This window comes from Nocardia sp. NPDC003979, from assembly GCF_053605015.1.
In genome coordinates this window covers 403,187-425,182 of record NZ_JBSGIJ010000004.1, presented here as the reverse complement: position 1 = coordinate 425,182, position 21,996 = coordinate 403,187, and the positions used below count along the sequence as shown (strand labels likewise).

Sequence of the window (21,996 nt, the reverse complement as noted above, 5' to 3'; positions counted from 1 at the left end):
AGTAACCAGGCGCCCATACTCAGTAGCGCGGCAGGGCGAAGTCCTCGTTGTCGGCGAAGAACAGCTTCGCGGTGATCGGCCGCATCGCCCGCGATGTCAGCAGCCGCACACTGACCCGCATCATCCGGGTCATCACGGCACTGCGCGGCACCATCATGTCGATGCCGCCACCGGGAATCTCCTTGGCCTTGGCCAGGAACGGGGTGATCGTGTCCTGGTAGCGGCGCAAGGCGGCGGGTAGATCGTGCGGAGTGGCGGCGATCTCGGCGGCCAGCACGTACCCGCCGACGATCGCCATCGCGGTACCCATGCCCGTCAGCGGAGAACCGCAATACCCCGCGTCGCCGACCAGTGTGACCCGGCCGACCGCCAGTTCGGGCACGTCGACGCGGGCGAGGTCGTCGAAGTAGAAGTCCGGCGTGGTCTCCATCGCGGCCAGGATCTCCGGGGCTCGCCAGCCCGTGTCACGGAGAGCTTCGCGGAGCAGTGAACGTTGGGCTTCGGGGTCGCGGCGCAGGGCGGGATCGATACCGGTGCGCACCATGATGATGGCTTTCGCGGTGGCCGGGTCGCCGTCGGGCCGGATGCCGACCATCGTGCCGGGCAGCAGGCGCATGGCGAACCAGCCCGGTTCGGCGTCGGCGGGTGTCGGCATCGTGAAGAACGCGCCGTAGGCGCCGAGGTTGGTGACGAACCGGTCTTCCGGGCCGAACACCAGGCGGCGGGTCGCCGAATGCACGCCGTCGGCGCCGATCACCAGATCGAAGCGACCGGTCTCACCCGAGGCGAAGGTGACGTCGACGCCGGTGTCGTCCTGCTCGACGCGTTCGATCCAGTCGCCGTAGCGGTAGTCGAGGTGACCGTTGTCGGCTGCGGTGACCGCGTCGAGCAACACCTGATTGAGATCTCCACGGGTGATCTCGATGTCGGCGACGGCGCCCTTACCGTCGAAGTCCTCCATCGCCATGCGGGCATAGACGCGACCGTCGCCGTCGACATAGGCCATACCGCGTTCGTCGAGCTGGTACTTGCGGATGCCCTCCATCAGCCCCATGCGTTCGACGGCTTCCTTGCTCGGTCCGCGCAGATCCACCGCCTGCCCGCCGGGCCTGGGGGCCGCCGCCCGCTCCACCACCGTGGTGCGAATGCCCTTGCGCAGCAACTGGAGTGCGACCGTATTGCCCGCGATGCCGCCGCCGGCGACCAGAACGTGCAGTGCAGTGGAGGTCATAGTGTGTCCCGCCTCGAAAATTTGAACGAATGTCTTAGACCAATGTCTAACAGAGGTTTGCACGAATGTCTAGTACAAATGTCTAAGACGGTCGGGTAGTCTCGCCGTCATGGGCAACCGAGAAGATCTGCTGGCCGGGGCGCGCAAAGTGATCATGGAGCGTGGGGTGGCCAAGGCGACCGCGCGCGATATCGCCGCCGCCGCCGGAGTGAGCCTGGCCGCCATCGGCTACCACTTCGGCTCCAAGGATCGCCTGGTCACCGAGGCGCTCAGTGAGGCGCTCGGCGACGCGCTGGGCGAGGGGATGCGCGAACTCATCGAGGAGGGTGCGGGCGGCTCACCGCTGTCCGGTCTCGCCCGCCTGTGGAACGGCATGCCCGCGGTCTTCGCCGACAACCACGAGGCGATGCTGGCCAGCCTCGAGAACATCGTCCGCATCGTGCGCTCCGAAGAAGCGCGCTCCCAGCTCGGTGACCAGCTCGACGAGGCCTACCGTGATCTCGCGGCCGATCTCCGGGCCGCCCATCCCGACCTGGACGAAGCGCAGGCCGAAGCCATCGGCCGCCTGTACTTCGTCCTCGCGCAGGGCCTCGGTGTGCTGTGGCTGTTGAAGCCCGGCGAAACTCTTCTCGACGGCGACCAGCTGTCGACCGCCGTGCGCGCCCTCGCGGGCAGCTGACCGGGAAAGGGAACAGTGCGAGTGAACACTGCTGCAACGCAATGGATTCGGGCGCTACGGCTCGATGCGGCCCGGCGCAGGCAATTGGTCTGCCTCCCGCCCGGTGGTGCGTCCGCCGCCTTCTACCGCGACATCGCCCGCCACCTCGGTCCCGGCATCGAGGTCCTCGCCGCGCAGTACCCGGGGCGCCAGGACCGTCTCGGCGACCCGCTCATCACCGACCTGCACGAGCTGGCCGACCGCATCGCCGCCGATCTGCTGCGGCAGCCACCGGCTCCGCGCGCCCTGTTCGGTCACAGCATGGGCGCCACCGTCGCCTACGAGGTGGCGCGGCGGCTCGCGGCAGGCGGGCAACCGGTGCGGGAACTGATCGTCTCCGGCCGTCCCGCACCGGATTTCGTCGAGACGGGACTTCTGCACAAAGCCTCCGACGCCGACCTCATCGACAACCTGGAGCGCCTGGCCGCCGATCCGGCGCCGGTGCGATTGCTGCGCACCGAGCCGGGCCTGGCCGACCTGGTTCTGCCCGCTGTCCGCGCCGACTACCAGGCGGTCGAGACCTATCGTCACCGGCCGGGCCCGGTGCTCGATTGCCCGGTGGCCGCCTTCGTCAGCACCGAGGATCCCACCACGAGCCGAACTCAGGCCGAGCAGTGGCAGACGATCACCGATGGACCGTTCAGCCTGCACACCTTCCCCGGCGGGCACTTCTACTTCGACGACGAGCCCGGGGCGGTCGCCGAGCAGATCACGCGGTGTCTGACGTGACCGAGCGGTGGTGCAGGCGCAGGTAGCCCAGCCAGGAGACCAGGACGGCGGTCGCGGCCACCGCCCGGACCAGTCCGAGGGCGCTGTCGGGATAGATCACGCCGGTGAGGTAGTGGTCGATGAAGCCGGCTTCGGGGAGGCCGGCAACGCCCGCACGAGCGCGGGCCCAGTTCTCGGCGTAGGTCAGGGGACAGTCGAAACCGATGAGGATGGTGCCGAAACCCCAGGATGCGGCGAGCAGGTGAGCCCCGATGGTGCGCGGCCACCGCCACGCCACGAAACCGCCGGCGACCACGTACGCGATGAACGCGACGTGGGTGACGGCGATCAGATCGGCCAACACCCGGAACGGCACATATCCAGATTAAGCGGCCGCCCGCCGATCGGAATCATGATCAACATTCCGGTTCGGCATCGACCAGGTGATCACCAGGGTGACGGCCGGTAGTCCTTCAGGAAGCACCCGTAGAGGTCGACGCCGTTCTCGCCCTGCACGATCGGGTCGTAGACGCGGGCGGCGCCGTCGACCAGATCGAGGGGAGCGTGGAAGCCTTCCTCGGCCAGGCGGACCTTGGTGTAGTGCGGACGTTCGTCGGTGATCCACCCGGTGTCGACCGCGGTCATCAGGATCGAATCGGACTCGAACATCTCCAGCGCGCTGGTGCGGGTGAGCATGTTCAACGCGGCCTTGGCCATATTCGTGTGCGGGTGGCCGGGGCCCTTGTAGCCGCGGCTGAACTGGCCCTCCATCGCCGACACGTTCACCACGTACTTGCGCCTGCCCGGCGCTGCCGCCATCGACGGACGCAGCCGCGACACCAGGATGAACGGCGCCACCGAATTGCACAGCTGCACCTCGAGCAGTTCGGTGGCGTCCACCTCGCCGACGGTCTGCACCCAGCTGTTGGTGTGGGCCAGATCGGGCACGAGCCCACCGGCGTCGATGGCCACGCCTGCCGCGATCCGCTCCGGCGTCGCCGAGCCCGCGACCAGGGCCAGTTCGGCCACGTCCACGGCGGACAGCGACGGCGTGAGCGAGGCGGTGAGCGCGGTCGGATGCGCCTGCATCGTCTTGCCGAACGTGACCATCTCCGGCAGCATGCCGACGGGCAGCGGCGCGGACTCGGCCTCGACGAGCGCGCTGTAGGCGCCGGCCGAACGGCGAACGGTCTGGGCGGCGTTGTTGATCAGGATGTCGAGCGGGCCCTGGGCCGCGACATCATCGGCGAGGGCGACCACCTGGGCCGGGTCACGCAGGTCGATCCCGACGATGCGCAGCCGGTGCAGCCAGTCGGCGCTGTCCTCCATCGCGGCGAAACGGCGGATCGCGTCGTTGGGGAACCGGGTGGTGATGGTGGTGTGGGCGCCGTCGCGCAGCAGTCGCAGCGCGATGTACATGCCGATCTTGGCGCGGCCACCGGTGAGCAGCGCACGCTTGCCGGACAGGTCGGTGCGGGCGTCGCGTTTGGCGTGGCTCGACGCCGCGCACTCGGGGCACAGCTGGTGATAGAAGGCGTCGACCTGGGTGTAGCGCTGCTTGCAGATGTAGCAGGGGCGTGCCCGCACGAGCGTTCCCGCGGTTTCGCCGTCGGCGGCGGACTTGATCGGGATGCCCGCGGTCTCGTCGTCGATGCGCTGCGGCGAACCGGTCGCGGTCGCGGCGATCACCGCCCGGTCGGCTTCGGCGACCTGCTGTCGTGCCTCGATCCGGCGGCGCTGCTTGAGCTTTTTGAACATGTGGCCCACCGCGCGCTGCACCGCGATCGAATCGGGGTGTTCCTTTTCCAGCTGCCCGGCTTGTTCGAGTACCCGCAGGCAGGTTGCCAACTCGTCCGGATCGATCGTCTTCTCGGTCATCGGGGAGTGCGGCATTCCTTCGTGCGGGAGCGGTGGTCGGAAATATTGTCTCATTAGCCGTGCGACGGACCCGCTGGGTATCGTTGTGCACCGCCTCCGCAACCCTGCGGCGGCCGCAGAACCCGACGGAGCACCCCGATTTCCCCGTTCGACACCGACACAGCAGACCCGCCGCGCAGGCGCCGGCTCGAACCCGACGAGCGTCGGGCGCAAATTTTGGCATGTGCCATCGAGATGTTCGGTGAACGCCCGTACGCGGCGGTGTCGACCGCGGAACTCGCCCAGCGTGCCGGGGTCGCGCGCGGGCTCATCAACCACTACTTCGGCAACAAGCGCGACCTCTACCTGGCCGTTGTCCGGCGGATGGTGACGTTGCCCCGCCTCGAGAAGGTGTCCATCCCGCAGGGCACCCCGGTCGAACGAGTCGATGCGATCGTGTCGTGGTTGCTCGACACCATCGCCGAGCACGGCAGCACCTGGGTGAAGGTGACCAGCCACGAAGGCGTGGGCGACGACCCGGAGGTCCAGCAGATCCTCGACGAGGCCGACGACGCAGCCGCCGAACGCATGCTGCTGATGATCGGCCGCTCCGATATGGCAGACGATGCACAATTGCGCGCACTGGTCGTTTCCTATGCGGGCATGGTGAAAGTGGCCGGGCGAGAATGGCTTACCCGTGGCACACTCACCCGCCCCCAGGTGCACCGACTGCTCACCGACACCCTGCTCACCCTCATCGATCGCACGATCCCCCATGTAAAGTCGTCCCCGGCCGATTAGGAGTTAGCCCACTCTTTCCCCGTTGCGCTACCCGGCGGCCCACGAGTCCCTATCCTCTTCGCGTAACCCCGCGCCGCACGCTGTTTCGTTTCCGCGGCCGGGGAGATCGAGAGGGACCCGGGGTTGATGGCACGATACGAGCAGTGGAACGACGACCCCGATGAGGAGTTCGAGGACCGGCGCTGGAACGGTCAGCGCTGGCCGCACGCCACCCCGGAGGACTCCGCGCGCGACGACCAGCCACGGGTGAATCCCTACGCGATGGTGGCGCTGGCCGCGGCCCTCGTCCTGCTGTTCCCGATCGCCATCGTCTTCGCGCTGCTGTCGTACGGGCATCCGCGTGGGCGGGGGATCGCGATGCTCGCGCTGCTGCTCGGCATCGCCGAGGTCGCCGCGGTGGCGGTGGCCGGAATGGTGCTCTTCGGCGGGCTGGAACTCGAGATGCCCGCGTTGGCGAGCAAGGCGGCAACGACACCGGTCGCGGTGACCACCACCGAGGCGGTGCCGTCGGTCGGTGCCCCGCCTTCGGTCGGATCCACCCCGGTCCTGAGCCAGCCCGCGGCGAGTGTGGTGCAAAAAGGCACACCCTGCCAGGCCGAACAAGTCGGCCTGCTCGGCGTCGCCGCCGACGGCGCCACCCTGCTGTGCCTGCGCTCCGACAACGGCCACACCTGGTCCGGCCCGCACCGCGTAGCAGGCTCCTACTACACCGAAGGCGAGCCCTGCGACCCGTCGGTCGACAAAACCGGCCGTACCACCGACAACCACGCCCTGGTCTGCGAAGGCAAAGCGGGCACCGGCAGCTGGGTCCCCTGGACCGAGTAGGTCAGTCCTTCTTCGCTCGGCTCGGCTGGACGCGGGGTGGTTCGTTGGGCATTTTCGGGTATTGAGGTGGCCAGGGGGCGTCCATCAGGCCTGCGGCCATGTCCTTGTCCGACATGGTGAGGAGCGGTTCGATCGACTGCGGGGTGCGGTCGGCCCAGGGGTCGCCGCGTTCGCTCAGTCGGGTGGGGACGGTGGCGAGGGTGAGTTCGTCGGGGACCACGGTGTCGAGTTCGTCCCAGGCGATCGGAGTGGACACCTGACCACCCACCTTGGGGCGCACGGACCAGGCGCCGAACACGGTTTTGTGTGGTGCGTTCTGGTTGTAGTCGACGAAGACCCGGCTGCCGCGTTCCTCCTTCCACCACTGGGCGGTGATCTCCTCGGGGAAGCGGCGCTCGAGTTCGCGTGCCAGGGCCACGGCCGCGGCCCGCACCTGGTAACCGTCCCAGCGGGGTTCGAGCATCGCGTAGATGTGCAGGCCGCGTGAGCCGGATGTCTTGACGAGGGCGTCGATACCGAGTTCGGCGAGCAGTTCACGGGTGCGCACGGCGGCGCCGCGCAGATCATCGAAGGTGATGCCGGGCGAGGGGTCGAGGTCGATGCGGAGTTCGTCGGCGATCCGCAGGTCGGCAACGTGGTTGGGCCAGACGTGGAACCCGAGACAGCCCTGGTTCACCGCCCACAGCACGTGCGCCAGGTCGTGGGCGACCAGCGCGTCGCTCGTGGTGCCGTTCGGTGTGGTGACCTCGACGGTCTGCAACCAGTCCGGCGCGGTCTTGGGGACCCGCTTCTGGAACCACGATTTGCCGGAGGCACCGTCGGGATAGCGTTCGAGCAGCAGCGGCCGGTCACCGATGACGCCGAGCAGGGGTTCGGCCACGGCCTGGTAGTAGCGCACCAGGTCGAGCTTCGTCTCACCGCGTTTGCTGAAGTACACCTTGTCGGGATGACTGATGGTCAGCGTGCGACCGTCGACCTCGATCTCGACTCCCGCGCTCATGACCGCACCCCGAAGATCGCGTCGAGTTCGGCCGGGGCCACCTCGTCGAGCTGGGCGTATGTGCACGATTCGGGCGTGCGGTCGGGCCGGAACCGGACCAGCCGCCCGCCGTGCCGGAACCGCCCCGACTGCACGTGTTCGTAGCGCACCTCGGCGACCAGTTCGGGCCGCAACGGTTCCCACGACAGGTCCTTGCCGCCGGTCCACCGGCTCACCCCGCCGGGCATCTTGCCGTCGGCATTGGCCTGGGCCACCGCGTCGGCCCAGTCGCGCCACGGATGGTCCACCAGCGCGTTCTCGCGTAACGGCGCCAGCTCACCGAGCAATTCGCGGCGCCGGGCGGCGGTGAAACTCGATGCGACACCCACGTGGTGCAGGTTGCCCTTGTCGTCGAAGAGTCCGAGAAGCAGCGAGCCGACCCCTTCGCCGTCCTTGTGCATCCGGTATCCGGCGACCACGCAATCGGCGGTGCGTTCGTGTTTGATCTTGAGCATCACCCGTTTGTCCTGCATGTACGCCAGGTCGTCGGCCTTGGCCATCACTCCGTCGAAACCCGCGCCCTCGAACCGGGTGAACCAGTCCTGAGCCGTGTCCGGGTCCTGGGTGATGGGGGTGAGATGAATGCGGCCGGGAGCGGCTTGCAGCAGCGTCTCCAGTTCCCGGCGGCGTTCGGAGAACGGTTCACAGGTGAGATCGCGATCGCCGTTGGCGAGCAGGTCGAAGGCGACGAAACTGGCCGGGGTCTCGACGGCGAGCTTGTTCACCCGCGACGCTGCCGGATGCAGGCGCTGCTGCAGTGTGTCGAAATCCAATCCGTTCTCGGTGACCACCACGATCTCGCCGTCGATCACACACCGTTGGGGCAGTGCCGCTTTGAGCAGATCGACCAATTCGGGGAAATATCGGGTGAGCGGACGATCATTGCGCGAACCCAGTTCGAGTTCGTCGCCGTCGCGGAAGACGATGCAGCGGAAGCCGTCCCATTTGGGTTCGTAGCTCAGCCCGGGTTCGCGGGGCAGCGACGGTGTGGACTTGGCCAGCATCGGGCGCACTGGCGGCATCACCGGTAGATCCATCCGATCCTCCTCGCGGGTTCCTGTCACCCGTATCGACGTCGCGAGCGCACGCGATTAATCGCTGCCTTGCGATCGTAGGCCGGGGGACCGACACACACGCGGAGCGTGATCAGCGCGTTCGGATCAGCTGTCGAGCCAGCCGTGTTCGTCGGCGAAGGTGGTGAACCGGTCGCGAATGGTGATGATCTCGGCGGCGGTGAGGGCGGGCGACGCCTCGAGCAGGAGTTCGGTGATCTGCCTGCGCATTTCCTCGGAACCGAGTCGTTCGCCGCCGCCCTTGCGGCTGCGGCCGGTCGGGGCACTGTGCCCGGCGGCGGTCAGGTTGACGGCTTTGGGACCGCGATCGCCCTCGGTGACCTCGAATTCGAAAAGCCTGCCCTGGCGCAGTTCGTCCTCGTCGAGACCGATGTCGTTGACGTGGACGAACACATCGGGCCCACCGTCTTCGGGGCGGATGAAACCGAAACCCCGCGAACCATCGAAAGACACCAATTTCCCGACAGACACCGACCAGCTCCTCGCTCCGCTTTCCCGTCGCCCACTCTAACGCGGCTTTTGGGTGTTTTCTCCGGAAAGTGGATAGTCGGCGACGGCCCGGTGCGGGGTGGCCCAGGCCCGGTCACGATGCGGTAACTGTTTGTTCACATCGGCTCGTTAGCGTCCCACATCTGTTTCGAGACGGGTGGAGGTTGGCGGTCTGTGGTGGATCCCGGTGTGGGGATCAGGTCGGGGGGTTTCGGTCGCGGTGTCGCGGTGGCGACGACGCGGGCCGAGGCGGTGTGTTGCCCGGCGCCGCCCGTGGTGACGCTCGAACCACGCCGCCGGCCCGCGCACGTGCCGCTGGCGCCCGCGCAGGAGCGCATGTGGCATGCGGCGGGACAGGGATGTTCGGCGGACTGGAATGTGGCGCGCGCCTTGCGCATTCGTGGCGCCGATATCGATGTGGATGCGCTGCGCGACGCCCTCGAGCTGCTGGTCGCGCGGCACGAACCGTTGCGGACCCGGTACCCGGTGACCGAGCACGGACCGGCTCAGCAGGTGCTCGACCCGGCCGAGGTCGTGCTCGACATCGCGGTGCGACACGTCGGCGAGGATGCCCTCGGTGCCGCGATCGCCGATCTGGCGGCGTGGCCGTTCGACCTGGCCCGCGATCTGCCCCTGCGGGCCCGGCTGTTCGTCCTCGCGCCCGACGACGTCGTCCTGGCCCTTGTGGTGCACCACATTTCGGTCGACGGACGGTCGATGGCCCCGCTGACCCGCGACCTCGTGAGCGCTTACCTAGCTTGTCGCACCGGCACGGCCCCGCGCTGGGAGCCGCTGCCGGTCACCTACACCGACTACACGCTGTGGAAACACGCCCAGCTCGGCGAGTTCACCGACGAGTGGAGCCGGGCCACCCACGAATTGCGATACTGGGCCAATGCTTTGGCGGGCAGGCCCGCATTGCTCGAATTCCCGGCGCGGCCACAGTCGGCGCCGGCTGGCGACCCCGCCTCCGGCGCGCTGATTCCCCTCGCCTTCGACGCCACCACCCACGCGGGTCTGTTGCGGCTGGCCCAGGATCGGCGGGCGAGCCTGTTCATGGTGCTGCAGGCGGCGTTCGCGGTGACCGTCGGGGCGTTCGCGAGGTGTGCCGATGTGACTGTCGCGACGGCGGTTTCGGGCCGCGACCACCGACTGCTCGACGACCTCGTCGGCAACTTCTCCGACGACGTGCTGATGCGGGTGCGCCTGGACCGGGCGGCCGACGTCGACGAACTCATCGACCAGGTCCGCCGGGTAGCGCTGGCCGCCTACGCCCACCCCGACACCCCGAATCCGCGACTGAAGCGATGCCTGCCGCAGGACGCCGCGCTGCCACTGTTCCAGGCGACGCTCATCCTGCAGAAGTCGACGCGAACGGAACCGGCTGCCGCGCAGTCCTTCTCGATCACGGACGTGCCGACCGGGGTGGTGCGCGCCAAGCACGATCTCGAGTTCGGCCTGACCGCGCACTACGAAGCCCATGGCGCGCCGGCCGGGATCGACGGGTCCTTTCTGTATCCCCTCGCTCGCTTCGACCCCGCCGTCGCCGCACGTTTCGTCGACCGGTTCCGCGCGGTGGTCGCGCTGCTCGCCGACGGCTACCGTGGCCCGTTGCCGCCGCTGCTGGCGACCACCGGCCGGGCACCGTCGCCACGACGGGCCACGCGGGCGCTGGTCTGATCAGCCGCGTTCGAGCGGCAGCCCCGCATCGCGCCAGGCGACCACCCCGCCCGACAGGCTGAAGGCTTCATATCCGGCCTGCCGGGTCAGGGCCGCGAAACGCAGCGACGCTTCTCCGACCGGACAGACGAACACGACCGGCCGTGAGCGTGGGAAGGGCATCCCCTGGCCGAGCATGTCGTCGAGCTGATCGTCGCGCAGGTTGATCGCGCCCGGTATGTGGCCGACCCGGTAGGCCATCGCGCCGCGAGTGTCGACGACCGTCGGGCGGCCGGTGCGGTCGAGCTCGGCCAGCTCCGCAGGCGTCAGTGTCGGTGCGGAGTCGGCGTCCGGTGGCGGTGGGGCCTCGGGCGCGCCGAACAGGTCGGGTCGGCGCTTGGCGAAATACGACAGATACGGTTCGAGCCGGTCGCAGACGATGAGCACGGCGACCAGCGGGCGGTCCACGGGGCGTGGAGCGTCGGCGAGCGTGCGCAGGGCGGCGGCATAGCCCGCACCGCTGGTCGGACCCGCGAGCACACCGTATCCGCGCACCAGATCGAGGGTGGCGTCGATGGCGGTGGCGGAGTCGACGGTGACGATGTCGTGGTAGAAATCCGGGCGGAACAGGCCGACGTCCCACATCTCGCGTTCGGAGCGGATGCCGGGGATGAAATCGAACCGGTCCGACACCACGCCGATCGTGCGCAGCGTCGGATGGGTGTCCAGCAGGGCGGTGGCGGTGCCACGGGTGGACCCGGTGGTGCCGAGCCCACCCACGAGGTAGTCGAGGTGTTCGATGCCCGTCGCGGCCAGGTCGGCGGCGATCTCGGCGCCCGTACCGTCGCGGTGGGCCTCGACATTGCGCTCGTTGGTGTACTGGGACGGGTGGAACCAGCGCTCGGGCGCCTGCCCGGTGGTGTGCTCGATGACCGCCGAAACATCGTCGGCCGCATGCGGATCCGGGCACTCGGACAGGCCGGGTAGCTCCACGATGTCGGTGCCGAGCAACTGCAGCAACTGGCGTACCTCGGTGACCCGGATGCGGTTGGTGACCGCGCGCAACGGAACCCCGTGCAGCGCGCCGAGCACCCGCAGCGCCTTGGCGGTATTGCCGCTGGATGCCTCGATGAACGACTGCCCGCCTGCCGCCACCGCCTCGATGTCGTCGCGGATCATGGACCAGGCGATGCGGTCCTTCACCGACCCGAACGGATTGTGCGACTCCAGTTTCGCGTACAGCTCGACTCCCGCCAGCCCGTGCACGCGCGGGTCGAGGCGGAGCAGGGGAGTGTTGCCGATCAGCTCGGTGATGTGGGAGTAGATCATCGCCACACCTCGTCGTCGCACAGCTCGAATCGGCTGTCACGATGCAGCACAGCCACTTTCGGTGGTGTCGGATGCATGGCGGCGTTGGCTGCCGACAGATCCATGTGGTAGGCCCCGGTATTGGGGAACACCACCGGGTCGCCGGGGTCTGGAATCCGCGTCACCCGCACCTGCCGCTGGGTCACCAGGTCACGTTCCAAGCACAGATGACCGGCGAAGAACACTCCGGCGGGCGCGGATTCGCCGGGCTCGGACAGCACGAGGGGATCGATGAGCACCTCCTGGTCGGCCGCGGTGACGGTGTCGCGGCTCAGATCCAGGTGTACCAGCGTCGCCCCGGTCCCCGCCCGCTTCACGAATTCGACCCGGGCCACGGTGATCCCCGCGCGATCGGCCAATGCCTTGCCGGGTTCGAGCCACAGATCGAGGAGATTGTCCGCCAGTACCGCGCTCAGCGCCCGGCCACCATGCTCCGGCAGGGGTGCGTCGAGGAGTTCGGTCAGGATGTCGGTGGCCGAGTCGGTATTGGCGTACTTGTGGAAGACCGGCGTGCCGTGTGCGACTCCGTCGGCGACGTGATAGCCGAAACTGCCCGTGCCCCAGTGCAGAGCGGGCTCGTGGCCGAGCAATCCGGCCCGCAGAGCCTGATCGTAGGCGTCGTAGGCGGCCGGGTCGGCCACGAAGACCTGACGTAGCCCACCGCCGATATCGAGCACCGACGGCGTGAATCCGCGCGCGTAGGCCCGCTCGATCACTGTCAGGCATTCGCCGACGGCCCGTATCCGTTCCTGCGTGGACGCGGTATCGAGGTGGAAGGCCACCCCGAGCAATGCCAGCCGATCGGGGTGCCGGGCGAGCAGATCGAACGCCTCGCCCACTTCGCCGAGATCGATGCCGAACCGGCTCGGCGCACTCCCCGGGAAACCCGAAAGACGTAGCAGCACCGGCACTTGCGCGTCGGCGAGTTCGGCGATACGCGCCAGCTCCCACAGATTGTCGACATTGATCGTCACTCCCGCCGCCACGGCCGCCCGCAACAGTGACGATCCCTTGGGTCCGGTGATCTCGACACGGTCGGGTGCGAAGCCCGCCTCCAGCGCCGACCGCAACTCCGCCCCGGACGCGACATCGATACCGATCCCCGCCCGTGCGGCCGAGCGGACGAAGGCCGCGGATCGGTTCACCTTGTGCGCGTAGTAGATCCGCGACCTACACCGTGCCCTGTCCAGCACTCCGGTGAGCGCGGCGAGGTTGTCGTCGAACACCTGCGGGAACACCAGGTGCAGCGGTGATCCGAACCGCTCCAGCGCCGCGTGCACCGCCGCCCGGTCCGCCATGAACGCCGCCACGACCGGATGCAGGGCAGCGGGAACAGCAGGCGGGGTCATTCCACCGGTGTGCCGGGCGAGGGCACCTCGTCGACCGGGTTGTACCCGCCGTCGCGCAATGCCTCGAACACCCGTAACCGATGGCGCGGGCTGCGGATCCGGGCGATCACCCGTTTGGTGGCCAGATCGATCTCGAGCACGGGAACATCCATCGACTCGAGCAGGGCGCCGATGGTCCGCACACAGTGACGGCAACTCATGTCCGGTACCGAGAACACGCTGTCGTCGGCGAGCGGTTCGCCACCGGCCGCTACCTCGGTGACGTCCTCGACGACCTCCACGAGCTCCGAGAGCGCCACGAATGTCTCGACGAACTGATTCGCGACTGCGGCGAGCACCGACGACCCGTCCGCGCCCGGTGGCGCCGCGAGACACGTCGGCCCGGTTCCGGGCGGCAGCAGCGCGTACTGCCGCGAGATCAGGTCGAGGTCGTCGTGGTACTTGGCCACCGCCTGTTCGACATTAAGACCCTCCTCGGTGGTCGCCTTGCGCATCACCGCGTGCGCGTCGGCAATGGTGGCCTCCTTCATCGCCCGCAGTACCGCCACCGACTCGGGCGTGTACCGCACGGTGCCATCGGGCGAGGTGGTGAAGCGGACCGGGATCATGCCGCGCCGATAGGTGGAGGCCTGCAACTCCCAGAACCACCGCGTCGCCACCGCCGCGAAGATCCCCGAATCGCGCATCCCGCAGGCGAATTCGGCGATACCGCGATACGGGGTGTCGGCGGCGAGGAGGCCGTGCTGGACCAGGGCCCGCCCGGTGGCTTCGATGCCGACCCGGAAGATCTCGTGCGGTTCGTGGTCGGTGGTGGTCGCCGCCAGCACCGACCGTTCGTGCTCGCTCAGATCGGCGGCCCGCTCCGGCAGACCCGATCGCGCCAATGAATCCCACAGTGCCAGTACGGTTTCCCTGGCGACCACAGCCAGCTCGGGTCCGGCGCCGTCCCGGCGGTAGTACGCAGTATTGGGAATGCCCGCGCTGTCGGTCCAGGTGATGCGATGCGTCGCGCTGGTCACCTGCTCCGGGCGGCACGGTCGCATGAAGCGCTCGAGATACATCCGCTGCGACTGGGTGAGCCGCCCGCCCGGCTCGGGCTGTAAAGCCCGCGTGCGGAAGGCGATCCGGGTCGGCGCGGTCTCGATGCCCGCGAACACGCCGGGCGCGGCGAGCCGGGCGAGGACCTGCGAAGCGACACGGCGGTCGTACTGCTGCGCGGGGTGCACCTCGTCAACGATACGCGCGGACAACGCTTTTCGGCCGCGAGCGCGACGATCAGTACCTGCCCTGCAGGTAGTCGACGAGCTGCTCGCGTTCGGTGGCCAGTTCCGTGATCTCGCTCTTGACCACGTCCCCGATGCTCACGATGCCGATCAACCGGTCCTCGCTCACCACCGGCATGTGCCGGATGCGGTGCTCGGTCATCACGTCGCGCAGCGAGGACACGTGGTCGTCGGGACCGCAGGTGCGTACCCGGGCGGTCATGATCTCGGCGACCGGACGATCGAGCAGTTCGGCGCCGTGCACGGCCAGGCGGCGAACCACGTCGCGTTCGGACACGATTCCCTCGATCGTCGCGCCGTCGGGGGAGACGACCACGGCACCGATATTGCGGTCGGCCAGCACCGTCAGCAGCGCGCGCACGGTGGTGTCCGGTGGCACCGTGGCTACCGCTGTGCCTTTGCTTCGCAGAATCTCCGCAATCCGCATACGCCGCCACCTGTGCTCGCGCCGACCGTCCGTCTCCAAGCATGCCCCGCTTTTACCGCTGTGACCAGCACGAAGACGTTACGACCGCGCTATTCGTCGTCCAGGCCCGCAGACAGATAGGCCGCCGCGGCCAGCCATTGGCGGCACTGCGGGCCGTGGATGTCGTGTTGACGCAGCATCTCGCGAGCCTGCCGATAGGTGAGCCCGTAGGGCTCGTCGCTACACGCGGAAACCGGCGCTACCTCTGCCGCGAGGCTGCGCGGGAGCTCGAGCCCGGCGGTGCCGGCCGAGACCCGGCGGGGTGGTCGATACGGAATGCTCATCGCAGGCCCCTCGTGTCCGGTGGGCCCGGGCCTGCCCCAGCTCTTGACGAGCGGGCCCCGGGGGTTGATCTTGCCCCGAGTCTATGGGTGCGGTGATTGCAGATGCAAGCACATCGGAGATCTCATTCGGGGCGTTTCGGCGGCCGATGGCTCTGTGGCCCTTGCGAATTCAGGGGACTGGACGTCACTTTGCGAACGCCACCCGCCCCCTGGGCGCGAGTACGTACCGACCGGTGCGCAACCGCGGGCTGCGTGTTAATGTCCGCATCGCGCAAAGCGGATGCAAGAACGTTTGTGCGTGCATCTGCAACTTTCACTCCGATGGACATCACACGAGAACAGGGAGTAATGCATGTCCGCAATGCACCATGATCAGCGCGAACGGCCCGCCGACCACGCCTGGCGTAAGAGCACGTACAGCAACGCCAGCGGCAATTGCGTTGAGGTTGCCGCCGTGTCCGACGGGTCGGTAGCTGTGCGCAACTCGCGCGACCCGCGCGGCGCGGTCATCTACTACACACGCCCGGAGATCGATGCATTCATCCGCGGCGCCAAGGCCGGAGAGTTCGACGACTTGACCTGCTGATCGGTAAGATCGCGAGTCATGACGGCTGAACCCCACGAGATCGGTCGTGTACAACCGATCGTCGACCGTGGTCCCACTGTGCTGCGCATCGCGCTGGGTGGGCAACTGCGTAGGTTGCGGGAGAGCAAGGGCATCACCCGCGAGGCCGCGGGGGAGGCGATCCGCGGCTCCCACGCCAAGATCAGCCGACTCGAGCTGGGCCGCACCGGTTTCAAGGAACGCGATATCCGTGATCTGCTCACGCTCTACGGAGTCACCGACCCCGTAGATCGTGAGGCGTTCTTCGATCTGGCCAGGCAGGCCAACGAACCGGGCTGGTGGCACCGCTACAGCGATCTGCTGCCGTCGTGGTTCAGCACCTATCTGGGGCTCGAACAGGCCGCGAGCCAAATCCGTACCTATGAGACCCAATTGGTGCCCGGTCTGCTGCAGACCCCGGAGTACACCCGGGCGATCGTCACCGTCGGTCTCGACGATGCCGAGACCGAGCGGCGCGTGCAGGTTCGTCAGCTGCGCCAGGACGTGCTGCGCCGCGTCGACCCGCCGGTGGTGTGGGCGGTCATCGACGAGGCCGTGCTACACCGGCCGGTGGGTGGGCGCGAGGTGCACCGGAATCAGTTGCGTCATCTGATCGAACTGTCTCTGCTGCCGAACGTCACCGTGCAGGTGCTGCCGTACTCGGCGGGCGGGCACGCGGCGGCGGGCAGTTCGTTCAGCATTCTCCGCTTCGCCGAGCCGGAGTTGCCCGACATCGTGTACCTGGAGCAACTCACCAGCGCGCTCTATCTGGAGCGCAGGCAGGATCTCGCGCTGTATCTGTCGGTGATGGACCAGCTCAGCGTGCAGGCCGCGCACCCCGACCGCTCACGCGAGATTTTGCGGGAGTACGCCGAGCGGGCCTGACCCCCGGGCGGGCCGCAGTGCCGCTTCCGTTCGCCGGAAGCGGCAGGCTGTCCGGATCAGTAGCGGATGCAGCCGGATGCGATCCGCCAGAACGTGTCCGGCGTCAGCACCTGCAGGTCCCAGTCGTCGGCCAGTTCGTGGGCCGTGGTGACGATGCGCTCGATATCGAAATCGTTGCGGGTCGCGGCGCCGGTGGATTCGACGGCGTCGATGACGAAAGCGACCGCGGTTTCCCTCGAGGGGTGGGTGACCGCCGCGCGATCAGCGAGGCCGAAACGGCCGGTGGTGTGGTTCATGTGAACGCCCCTGTGTCTAGGCAGTGGCAAACCCGAGGCAACTATAGCCCCAGGTGTGCCGCTCGCGGCCTCCCCTGACTATCCCCTGAATTGTGTTGCGGCCCTGAGTTTAGGACGGAGCCACTTTCAGATGCAAGCACATCTGCACGATCGATTAGGTCTCGATTCGGTGCTCACCCCGGCTTCTGGGCGGCGAATCCGGCTCGGCGCCACCGGATTCGCACACCGTCCGCGCCGAACAGTGGTGTGACCGGCGCTTCGGCGGCGTACCGGTGGATGTCAGCCGGTGCCCGGCACCCTGCCGGCACGCCGATCGGCCTCAAAAGTATTGGCCTGGTTAATTTTCGGCTATCGAATCGCGGCGACGGCCGACTCGATCGGGTCGTGTCCCGAGACCACCTCGAGGGTGCGTCGAAAAGTATTGTCGGCGACCAAGATCGACGCGAGCGTCGCGGCGACATCGGCGCGCGGCACATCGGCGCGCCCGACCGGCGGTGGTCCCAGCGTGATCAGACCGTTGCCCTCGGCGTCGGTGAGCCTGCCCGGCCGTACGACGGTCCAGTCCAGCGCGCGGGCCCGCAGATCGTCCTCGGCCTTGGTCTTGGCATCGATGTAGGCGGCCCACACCTCGTCGGTGCCCGGTGCGGGCGGCTGACCGGCGCCCATCGTCGAGATCTGCACGAACCGTCGTACCCCGGCCCGGTCGGCCGCGTCGGCCAGCTGGACCGAGCCGCCCAGGTCGACGGTGTACTTGCGGTCCACGCCGCTGCCCGGGCCCGCACCCGCGGCGAAGACCACCGCGTCCGACCCGGCGACCGCGGTGACGAGGTCGGCCGGGTCGTCACGTTCCATGTCGTGGATCACGGGCACACCGCCGGTCGCGGTGATGTCGGCGGCTTGGGCGGGATCGCGGATGAGGGCGTGCACCTGATGGCCGTCCCTGGTGAGCAGCCCGGCCAGTAGCAGGGCGATCTTGCCGTGTCCGCCTGCGATGACAACGCGCATAACCTGTGCTCCTTTCGCCGCGCGGCGCGGACCTCAGCGTTCCGGGCCGCCGGGATTGCAGTTCGCCGAGACCGTGGCCGAATAGCCGACGGCCGGTCGCCACGGTTCGAGGTTCCAGCTCGTCTTGTCCGGCGCAACCATCCTCGCCCACACCCAGTGGCACAGGAACTGGTCGCGCATGCCCGGCGAGTCGGCGGTGGGGTCGAGGGCGAGAACTTCCCGCCAGGCCGCCTCGTCGGTACCGGGCGCGGCGGTCTTGCGACCCGCCACGGTGGGGAACACCAGCAGGCGGGCGCCGTCGACATTGCTCGTCCAGCGGACCTCGTCGATGAGCGGCAGGCCCGCGTACGGGTCGACGGTGGTGGTCGACGGTGCCAGGGTGACGGCGGTGCGCTGAGCAGTCGTGGTCGGTGCGACGGTGGTCGGCGCGGCCTGCTCGGCCTCCTGCGAGCCGCAGCCGGCCACGGCGAGTGCCGCGAACACGGCCACGGCGACCGGGTACTGCCACCGTGTCACGCGCACCTCCTGTGTCCCCGCGATCGGGACACGACCGCCGCACCAGCCTAGTGCGGCGGTGTGAGGCTCAGTGCCACAGCGAACGGCACGGCAACCGGCGCAGGCCGGGCTCCACTCGTCCGTCGACGGTCACCAGCAGGCCCGCGTGCACGGCGGCGGTGGTGAATTCCCATGCCTCGGACTGGGTTGCGGCGTATTCGAGGACCATCGCGTCCTGTGGGGTGGGTCCGTCGAAGTAGACGGTGATCCGCCGCGTCGGTATGTCGGTGTGGTCGAGGGGGTGACCGGCGGCGGCAATGTTCGCGTCGATGGGAATCATGGCGTGCTCCTTCTGCCCCGGCGCTGGTAGGCGCCTTGCTACTCGACGGTAGGGCGCGCGACCATGAAGGAGAACATGTTCTGTACTCGGCTGGAGAATTCACAAACCGCCTGGTCCGGCGCCGGTACTTTCTCCGAAGCATCGAACATGCCTGGTTGTTGCGATCCGGACGCGGGGCGTGCACGAGTCGGGAACGACGGCCGTGCGCCGATGCGGTGGGACGTACCGTGAGAACACTGACGACGGCGCACAGGGGAGGTTTCGCCGCGGCCCTCGAGTACCGCATCGCCGGGTGTCAGGTCACGAGTCCGATGTGCCACCCGAAGGCGTGTGAGTGCCATGAGATCTGTGCGTGTCCTGCTCTGTTCGCTACTGCTGTTGTGTCCGCTCGCCGTCGGCACCGCAACCGCCGAACCCCTGCCCCCGGCCGCCCCCGGAATCCTGCCCGATCTGCAACGCTGGATCGACCAGGTGCTGCCCTCGCCGATCCCGTCCGGCGCGGACCCCGACCCCGACGCCGAGCTCGCCGCGCTGCGAGCGGCCGTAATGCCCTCTCCCGTAGGCGATCCCACCTTCGATCACTGGCCCGAGGGCCTGGCCGAGCTGGCACCGGGTGACCTCGTCGAGGTGCGCGACGTCACCGCCGTCGCGGGCCCGCTGACCCTGGTTCCGGTACGGTCCGCGCATCTGCTCAAGTTCCGCACCTCCGACGCCCACGGCGCCCCGTCGTTCGCGACCGCGACGCTGATCGTGCCCGCCACCGAGTGGACCGGTCCCGGCGACCGGCCGGTGCTGGTGAACAACCTGCCCATCGACGCGCTCGGCCTGTCCTGCACGCCCGGTTACACGTTCACACACGGGCTTTCGCCGAAATCGAGCGCCACCGAGTTCCTGCCGCCGACCACCCAGCTGGCGGTGCTACGCGGATACGCGGTCCTGATCCCCGACCATCAGGGCCCCCGAATGGCCTACGCCGAACCGTATGTCGCCGGACACGCCGTTCTCGACGCGATCCGGGCAACCAGGAATGTCGAGCCGCAGACCTACGGCGCCAGCCCGTTCGCGATGACGGGATACTCCGGCGGCGCCATCGCCACGCACGGCGCGGCGAAGCTGATCGCCTCCTACGCACCGGAATTGGCCGAGGTGATCGTCGGTGCCGCCCTCGGCGGCGTACCCGCCGACTTCGAGATCCTCGCCCGCAGCATGAACGCCAATCTGGCGTCGGGCATCTTCATGGCCGCGACCCTCGCGGTCGGGCGCGAGCGGCCCGAAATCCTGGCCGCCATGAACAATCTCGGCCGCTGGGTGGCGACCTCGGCGATGAAGGACCAGTGCGTGAGCATCTTCGCGCTGCCCGGCATCCTGCACCTGCCCATCGATGTCGGCGCCAATATCGCCGACCCCCTGCGCTCGGACCTGGCCGCCCGGATCTACGAGGTCACCCGGATGGAGGGAATGCGTTCGGCCACACCGCTCTACGTCTACAACGGGGAGCAGGAGTTCTGGATCCCGGCCGAGGGTGCGCGCAATCTCTATCAGGAACAGTGCGAACTCGGCGCGACCGCGGTGTATCGCGGGGTACTCGGCGAGCACATCGTCGGTGCGGTGACCGGATATCCGGAGGCGATGCTGTGGCTCGACGAGCGGCTACGAGGGATTCCCGCGCACAGCGAATGCTGAGCCCCCTTTTTCCGGCCGAAATGTTGATGTTTCAGTGCTTGGTCAGTGTGAACGGGCGAATGTTCTGGGAAGTATCACTATTTCTCCCGATCAGTGTCCCGACCTGCGGGATCGCCGTGGGGAAAAGTTCCTGTGTGCCGTCATGGGGCCCGTCGTCGACCGGTGGTGAACTACCCAGAACCCCACGGAGAAACGAAATGTCGTGAATTCGCGGGCTTATGTTCGGTGCGGTTTCGACAAGCCATTCGTATTCCCGATCGAAAAAGGGGACACGAATTATCGAATCGCACAGGAAGATACGCCAACGATGAAATCTCCCAGTCGCCGACGCGCGCTGCAGACAGCGATGCTCACCGGCGTCAGCGCGCTCGCCGTGGCGCTCACCGGCCCAGGGGCAGGCGCGGCCCCCAACGACGCGCCGACCGAGCAGGCTCTCGCCGAGATCATCGCCGCGGGCCGGTCGGTGGCCGGCCCCAGCGGCTCGGCCTGCAACTCCGGTAGCGGCACCGGCTCGGGCAACGGCTCCGGCGACTGCTATGGCGGCTCGGGCTCCAGCTCGGGCTCGTCGGGCGGCTACTCCAGCGACACCGTCGGCGTCGGCCCGGCCCAGACCTCGTTCCTCGCGGCCTTCGCCTACGGCCTGGCCAACGGCGACGCGGCGCCTCCCGGCGCCAACGACTGGAACTGCAAGCCCGCCGACGGCGACCGTCCGCTGGTCATGGTGCACGGCACCTGGATGAACGCTTACAACGGCTACGCGTTCATGGGCCCGGAGTTCAAGAACGCCGGGCTGTGCACCTTCACCTTCAACTACGGTCGCTCCAACCTGATCGAAGGCGGCGGTCTGGGCTCGGTGCTGCCCGGCGTGATGGGCACCGGCTACATCCAGGACTCGGCCGATCAGCTGGCCCTGTTCGTCGACCGGGTCCTCGCGGCCACGGGCGCCGACGAAGTCGACATCGTCGCCCACTCGCAGGGTGGATCGATGTCGAACTGGTACACCAAGTTCGACGGCGGCGCCGACAAGGTGAAGAACCTGATCACCTACGGCGCCACCCACCACGGCACCAGCCTCGACGGCATCGGCGCCCTGGGCCGCATGATCAACAACCTGGGCATCGACATCCTCGGCTTCATCGAGATCTTCGTCGGGCACGCCGGTATCCAGCAGACCATCGGTTCGGACTTCGTCAACCAGCTCAACGCCAACGGCGACACCGTCCCCGGCATCGACTACACCATCGTCGGCACCCGGTACGACGAGGTCACCAACCCCTACGATCTGACCTTCCTGAAGCAGGGCCCGGGCTCCACCGTCCGCAACATCACCCTGCAGGAAGGCTGTGAGCAGGACGTCTCCGACCATCTCACGATGATGTACTCGCCGCGCGCCCTGTCGATCGCGCTCAACGCCATCGATCCCGGTCAGCAGATCGTGTGCACCTTCAACCCCTGGCTGGTCGGCGGTGGCGGCAGCCTCTGACCCCGAGTGAAACGGGCGCTGCCCGGGGAATCATCCCCGGGCAGCGCCTTTTTCG

Annotated in this window: 24 protein-coding genes; 9 read left to right on the top strand and 15 right to left on the bottom strand. The window is 68.1% G+C overall.

Annotated features, from left to right (window positions below; translation table 11 throughout):
- Positions 1-19 precede the first annotated feature (19 nt).
- Positions 20-1,231, bottom strand: a complete 1,212-nt coding sequence (locus ACWEVR_RS11680; protein WP_452466873.1) for an FAD-dependent monooxygenase — start codon at positions 1,229-1,231, stop codon at positions 20-22.
- A 109-nt stretch (positions 1,232-1,340) separates the two neighbouring features.
- Between ACWEVR_RS11680 and ACWEVR_RS11675 the strand changes: the two genes are divergently transcribed.
- Positions 1,341-1,910, top strand: a complete 570-nt coding sequence (locus tag ACWEVR_RS11675) for a TetR family transcriptional regulator (protein ID WP_452466872.1) — start codon at positions 1,341-1,343, stop codon at positions 1,908-1,910.
- A gap of 21 nt (positions 1,911-1,931) precedes the next feature.
- Positions 1,932-2,678 (top strand): thioesterase II family protein, encoded by a 747-nt coding sequence (locus tag ACWEVR_RS11670; RefSeq protein WP_452466871.1) that lies wholly within the window; start codon positions 1,932-1,934, stop codon positions 2,676-2,678.
- Here ACWEVR_RS11670 and ACWEVR_RS11665 read toward each other — a convergent pair.
- Positions 2,659-3,033 (bottom strand): DUF2784 domain-containing protein, encoded by a 375-nt coding sequence (locus ACWEVR_RS11665; RefSeq protein WP_067638773.1) that lies wholly within the window; start codon positions 3,031-3,033, stop codon positions 2,659-2,661. The genes ACWEVR_RS11670 and ACWEVR_RS11665 overlap by 20 nt on opposite strands.
- A gap of 71 nt (positions 3,034-3,104) precedes the next feature.
- Positions 3,105-4,535 (bottom strand): SDR family NAD(P)-dependent oxidoreductase, encoded by a 1,431-nt coding sequence (locus ACWEVR_RS11660; protein ID WP_452466870.1) that lies wholly within the window; start codon positions 4,533-4,535, stop codon positions 3,105-3,107.
- Positions 4,536-4,769: 234 nt separating this feature from the next.
- Here ACWEVR_RS11660 and ACWEVR_RS11655 point away from each other — a divergent pair, with 234 nt between their 5' ends.
- Both ACWEVR_RS11655 and ACWEVR_RS11650 read left to right on the top strand, forming a co-directional pair.
- Positions 4,770-5,315, top strand: coding sequence for a TetR/AcrR family transcriptional regulator (locus tag ACWEVR_RS11655; RefSeq protein ID WP_452466869.1), 546 nt, complete (start codon positions 4,770-4,772; stop codon positions 5,313-5,315).
- A gap of 126 nt (positions 5,316-5,441) precedes the next feature.
- Complete coding sequence (locus tag ACWEVR_RS11650) at positions 5,442-6,140, top strand: hypothetical protein (RefSeq protein WP_452466868.1); 699 nt, start codon at positions 5,442-5,444, stop codon at positions 6,138-6,140.
- Between the two features lies 1 nt (position 6,141).
- On the opposite strand, the gene ligD is transcribed toward ACWEVR_RS11650, so the two are convergent.
- The 3 genes from ligD to ACWEVR_RS11635 form a co-directional block, all read right to left on the bottom strand.
- On the bottom strand, positions 6,142-7,140 hold the full coding sequence (gene ligD / locus ACWEVR_RS11645) for a non-homologous end-joining DNA ligase (protein ID WP_452466867.1): 999 nt from the start codon (positions 7,138-7,140) through the stop codon (positions 6,142-6,144).
- Entirely contained in the window at positions 7,137-8,216 is a 1,080-nt protein-coding gene (locus tag ACWEVR_RS11640) for an ATP-dependent DNA ligase (RefSeq protein ID WP_208115386.1), read from the bottom strand. Before ACWEVR_RS11640 ends, ligD begins: the two co-directional genes overlap by 4 nt.
- A 123-nt stretch (positions 8,217-8,339) precedes the next feature.
- On the bottom strand, positions 8,340-8,705 hold the full coding sequence (locus ACWEVR_RS11635; protein ID WP_378671354.1) for a cold-shock protein: 366 nt from the start codon (positions 8,703-8,705) through the stop codon (positions 8,340-8,342).
- A gap of 225 nt (positions 8,706-8,930) precedes the next feature.
- Here ACWEVR_RS11635 and ACWEVR_RS11630 point away from each other — a divergent pair, with 225 nt between their 5' ends.
- Positions 8,931-10,421: a condensation domain-containing protein gene (locus ACWEVR_RS11630; protein ID WP_452466866.1), complete on the top strand. Its 1,491-nt coding sequence runs from the start codon at positions 8,931-8,933 to the stop codon at positions 10,419-10,421.
- Here the strand turns inward: ACWEVR_RS11630 and ACWEVR_RS11625 are convergent, their stop codons facing one another.
- The 5 genes from ACWEVR_RS11625 to ACWEVR_RS11605 all read right to left on the bottom strand — a co-directional run bounded on the left by ACWEVR_RS11625 (position 10,422) and on the right by ACWEVR_RS11605 (position 15,150).
- Entirely contained in the window at positions 10,422-11,729 is a 1,308-nt protein-coding gene (locus ACWEVR_RS11625; protein ID WP_452466865.1) for a pyridoxal-phosphate dependent enzyme, read from the bottom strand.
- The gene (locus tag ACWEVR_RS11620; RefSeq protein ID WP_452466864.1) at positions 11,726-13,117 is read right to left on the bottom strand and encodes an alanine racemase; all 1,392 of its coding nucleotides are present in this window, start codon (positions 13,115-13,117) and stop codon (positions 11,726-11,728) included. The genes ACWEVR_RS11625 and ACWEVR_RS11620 overlap by 4 nt, the downstream gene beginning before the upstream one ends.
- Positions 13,114-14,343, bottom strand: coding sequence for a heavy-metal-associated domain-containing protein (locus tag ACWEVR_RS11615; protein ID WP_452466863.1), 1,230 nt, complete (start codon positions 14,341-14,343; stop codon positions 13,114-13,116). Before ACWEVR_RS11615 ends, ACWEVR_RS11620 begins: the two co-directional genes overlap by 4 nt.
- 49 nt (positions 14,344-14,392) lie before the next feature.
- Positions 14,393-14,827: a CBS domain-containing protein gene (locus ACWEVR_RS11610; protein ID WP_225279725.1), complete on the bottom strand. Its 435-nt coding sequence runs from the start codon at positions 14,825-14,827 to the stop codon at positions 14,393-14,395.
- A gap of 89 nt (positions 14,828-14,916) precedes the next feature.
- Positions 14,917-15,150 carry a hypothetical protein gene (locus tag ACWEVR_RS11605; protein WP_067638762.1) on the bottom strand — a complete coding sequence of 78 codons (234 nt, stop codon included), beginning with the start codon at positions 15,148-15,150 and terminating at the stop codon, positions 14,917-14,919.
- A gap of 352 nt (positions 15,151-15,502) precedes the next feature.
- Here ACWEVR_RS11605 and ACWEVR_RS11600 point away from each other — a divergent pair, with 352 nt between their 5' ends.
- Both ACWEVR_RS11600 and ACWEVR_RS11595 read left to right on the top strand, forming a co-directional pair.
- Positions 15,503-15,736: a DUF397 domain-containing protein gene (locus ACWEVR_RS11600; protein ID WP_370465698.1), complete on the top strand. Its 234-nt coding sequence runs from the start codon at positions 15,503-15,505 to the stop codon at positions 15,734-15,736.
- Between the two features lie 18 nt (positions 15,737-15,754).
- Positions 15,755-16,639, top strand: a complete 885-nt coding sequence (locus ACWEVR_RS11595; protein ID WP_181697057.1) for a helix-turn-helix domain-containing protein — start codon at positions 15,755-15,757, stop codon at positions 16,637-16,639.
- A gap of 56 nt (positions 16,640-16,695) precedes the next feature.
- On the opposite strand, the gene ACWEVR_RS11590 is transcribed toward ACWEVR_RS11595, so the two are convergent.
- The 4 genes from ACWEVR_RS11590 to ACWEVR_RS11575 form a co-directional block, all read right to left on the bottom strand.
- Positions 16,696-16,935 carry a hypothetical protein gene (locus tag ACWEVR_RS11590; RefSeq protein WP_357143766.1) on the bottom strand — a complete coding sequence of 80 codons (240 nt, stop codon included), beginning with the start codon at positions 16,933-16,935 and terminating at the stop codon, positions 16,696-16,698.
- 348 nt (positions 16,936-17,283) lie between these two features.
- Entirely contained in the window at positions 17,284-17,940 is a 657-nt protein-coding gene (locus ACWEVR_RS11585) for an SDR family oxidoreductase (RefSeq protein WP_452466862.1), read from the bottom strand.
- A 33-nt stretch (positions 17,941-17,973) separates the two neighbouring features.
- Positions 17,974-18,456, bottom strand: a complete 483-nt coding sequence (locus ACWEVR_RS11580) for a DUF2599 domain-containing protein (RefSeq protein WP_452466861.1) — start codon at positions 18,454-18,456, stop codon at positions 17,974-17,976.
- 67 nt (positions 18,457-18,523) lie between these two features.
- On the bottom strand, positions 18,524-18,775 hold the full coding sequence (locus tag ACWEVR_RS11575) for a hypothetical protein (RefSeq protein ID WP_067638753.1): 252 nt from the start codon (positions 18,773-18,775) through the stop codon (positions 18,524-18,526).
- Between the two features lie 339 nt (positions 18,776-19,114).
- Here ACWEVR_RS11575 and ACWEVR_RS11570 point away from each other — a divergent pair, with 339 nt between their 5' ends.
- Positions 19,115-20,458 (top strand): lipase family protein, encoded by a 1,344-nt coding sequence (locus ACWEVR_RS11570; protein ID WP_452466860.1) that lies wholly within the window; start codon positions 19,115-19,117, stop codon positions 20,456-20,458.
- Between the two features lie 307 nt (positions 20,459-20,765).
- Positions 20,766-21,941, top strand: coding sequence for an esterase/lipase family protein (locus tag ACWEVR_RS11565; protein ID WP_452466859.1), 1,176 nt, complete (start codon positions 20,766-20,768; stop codon positions 21,939-21,941).
- Positions 21,942-21,996: the final 55 nt, after the last annotated feature.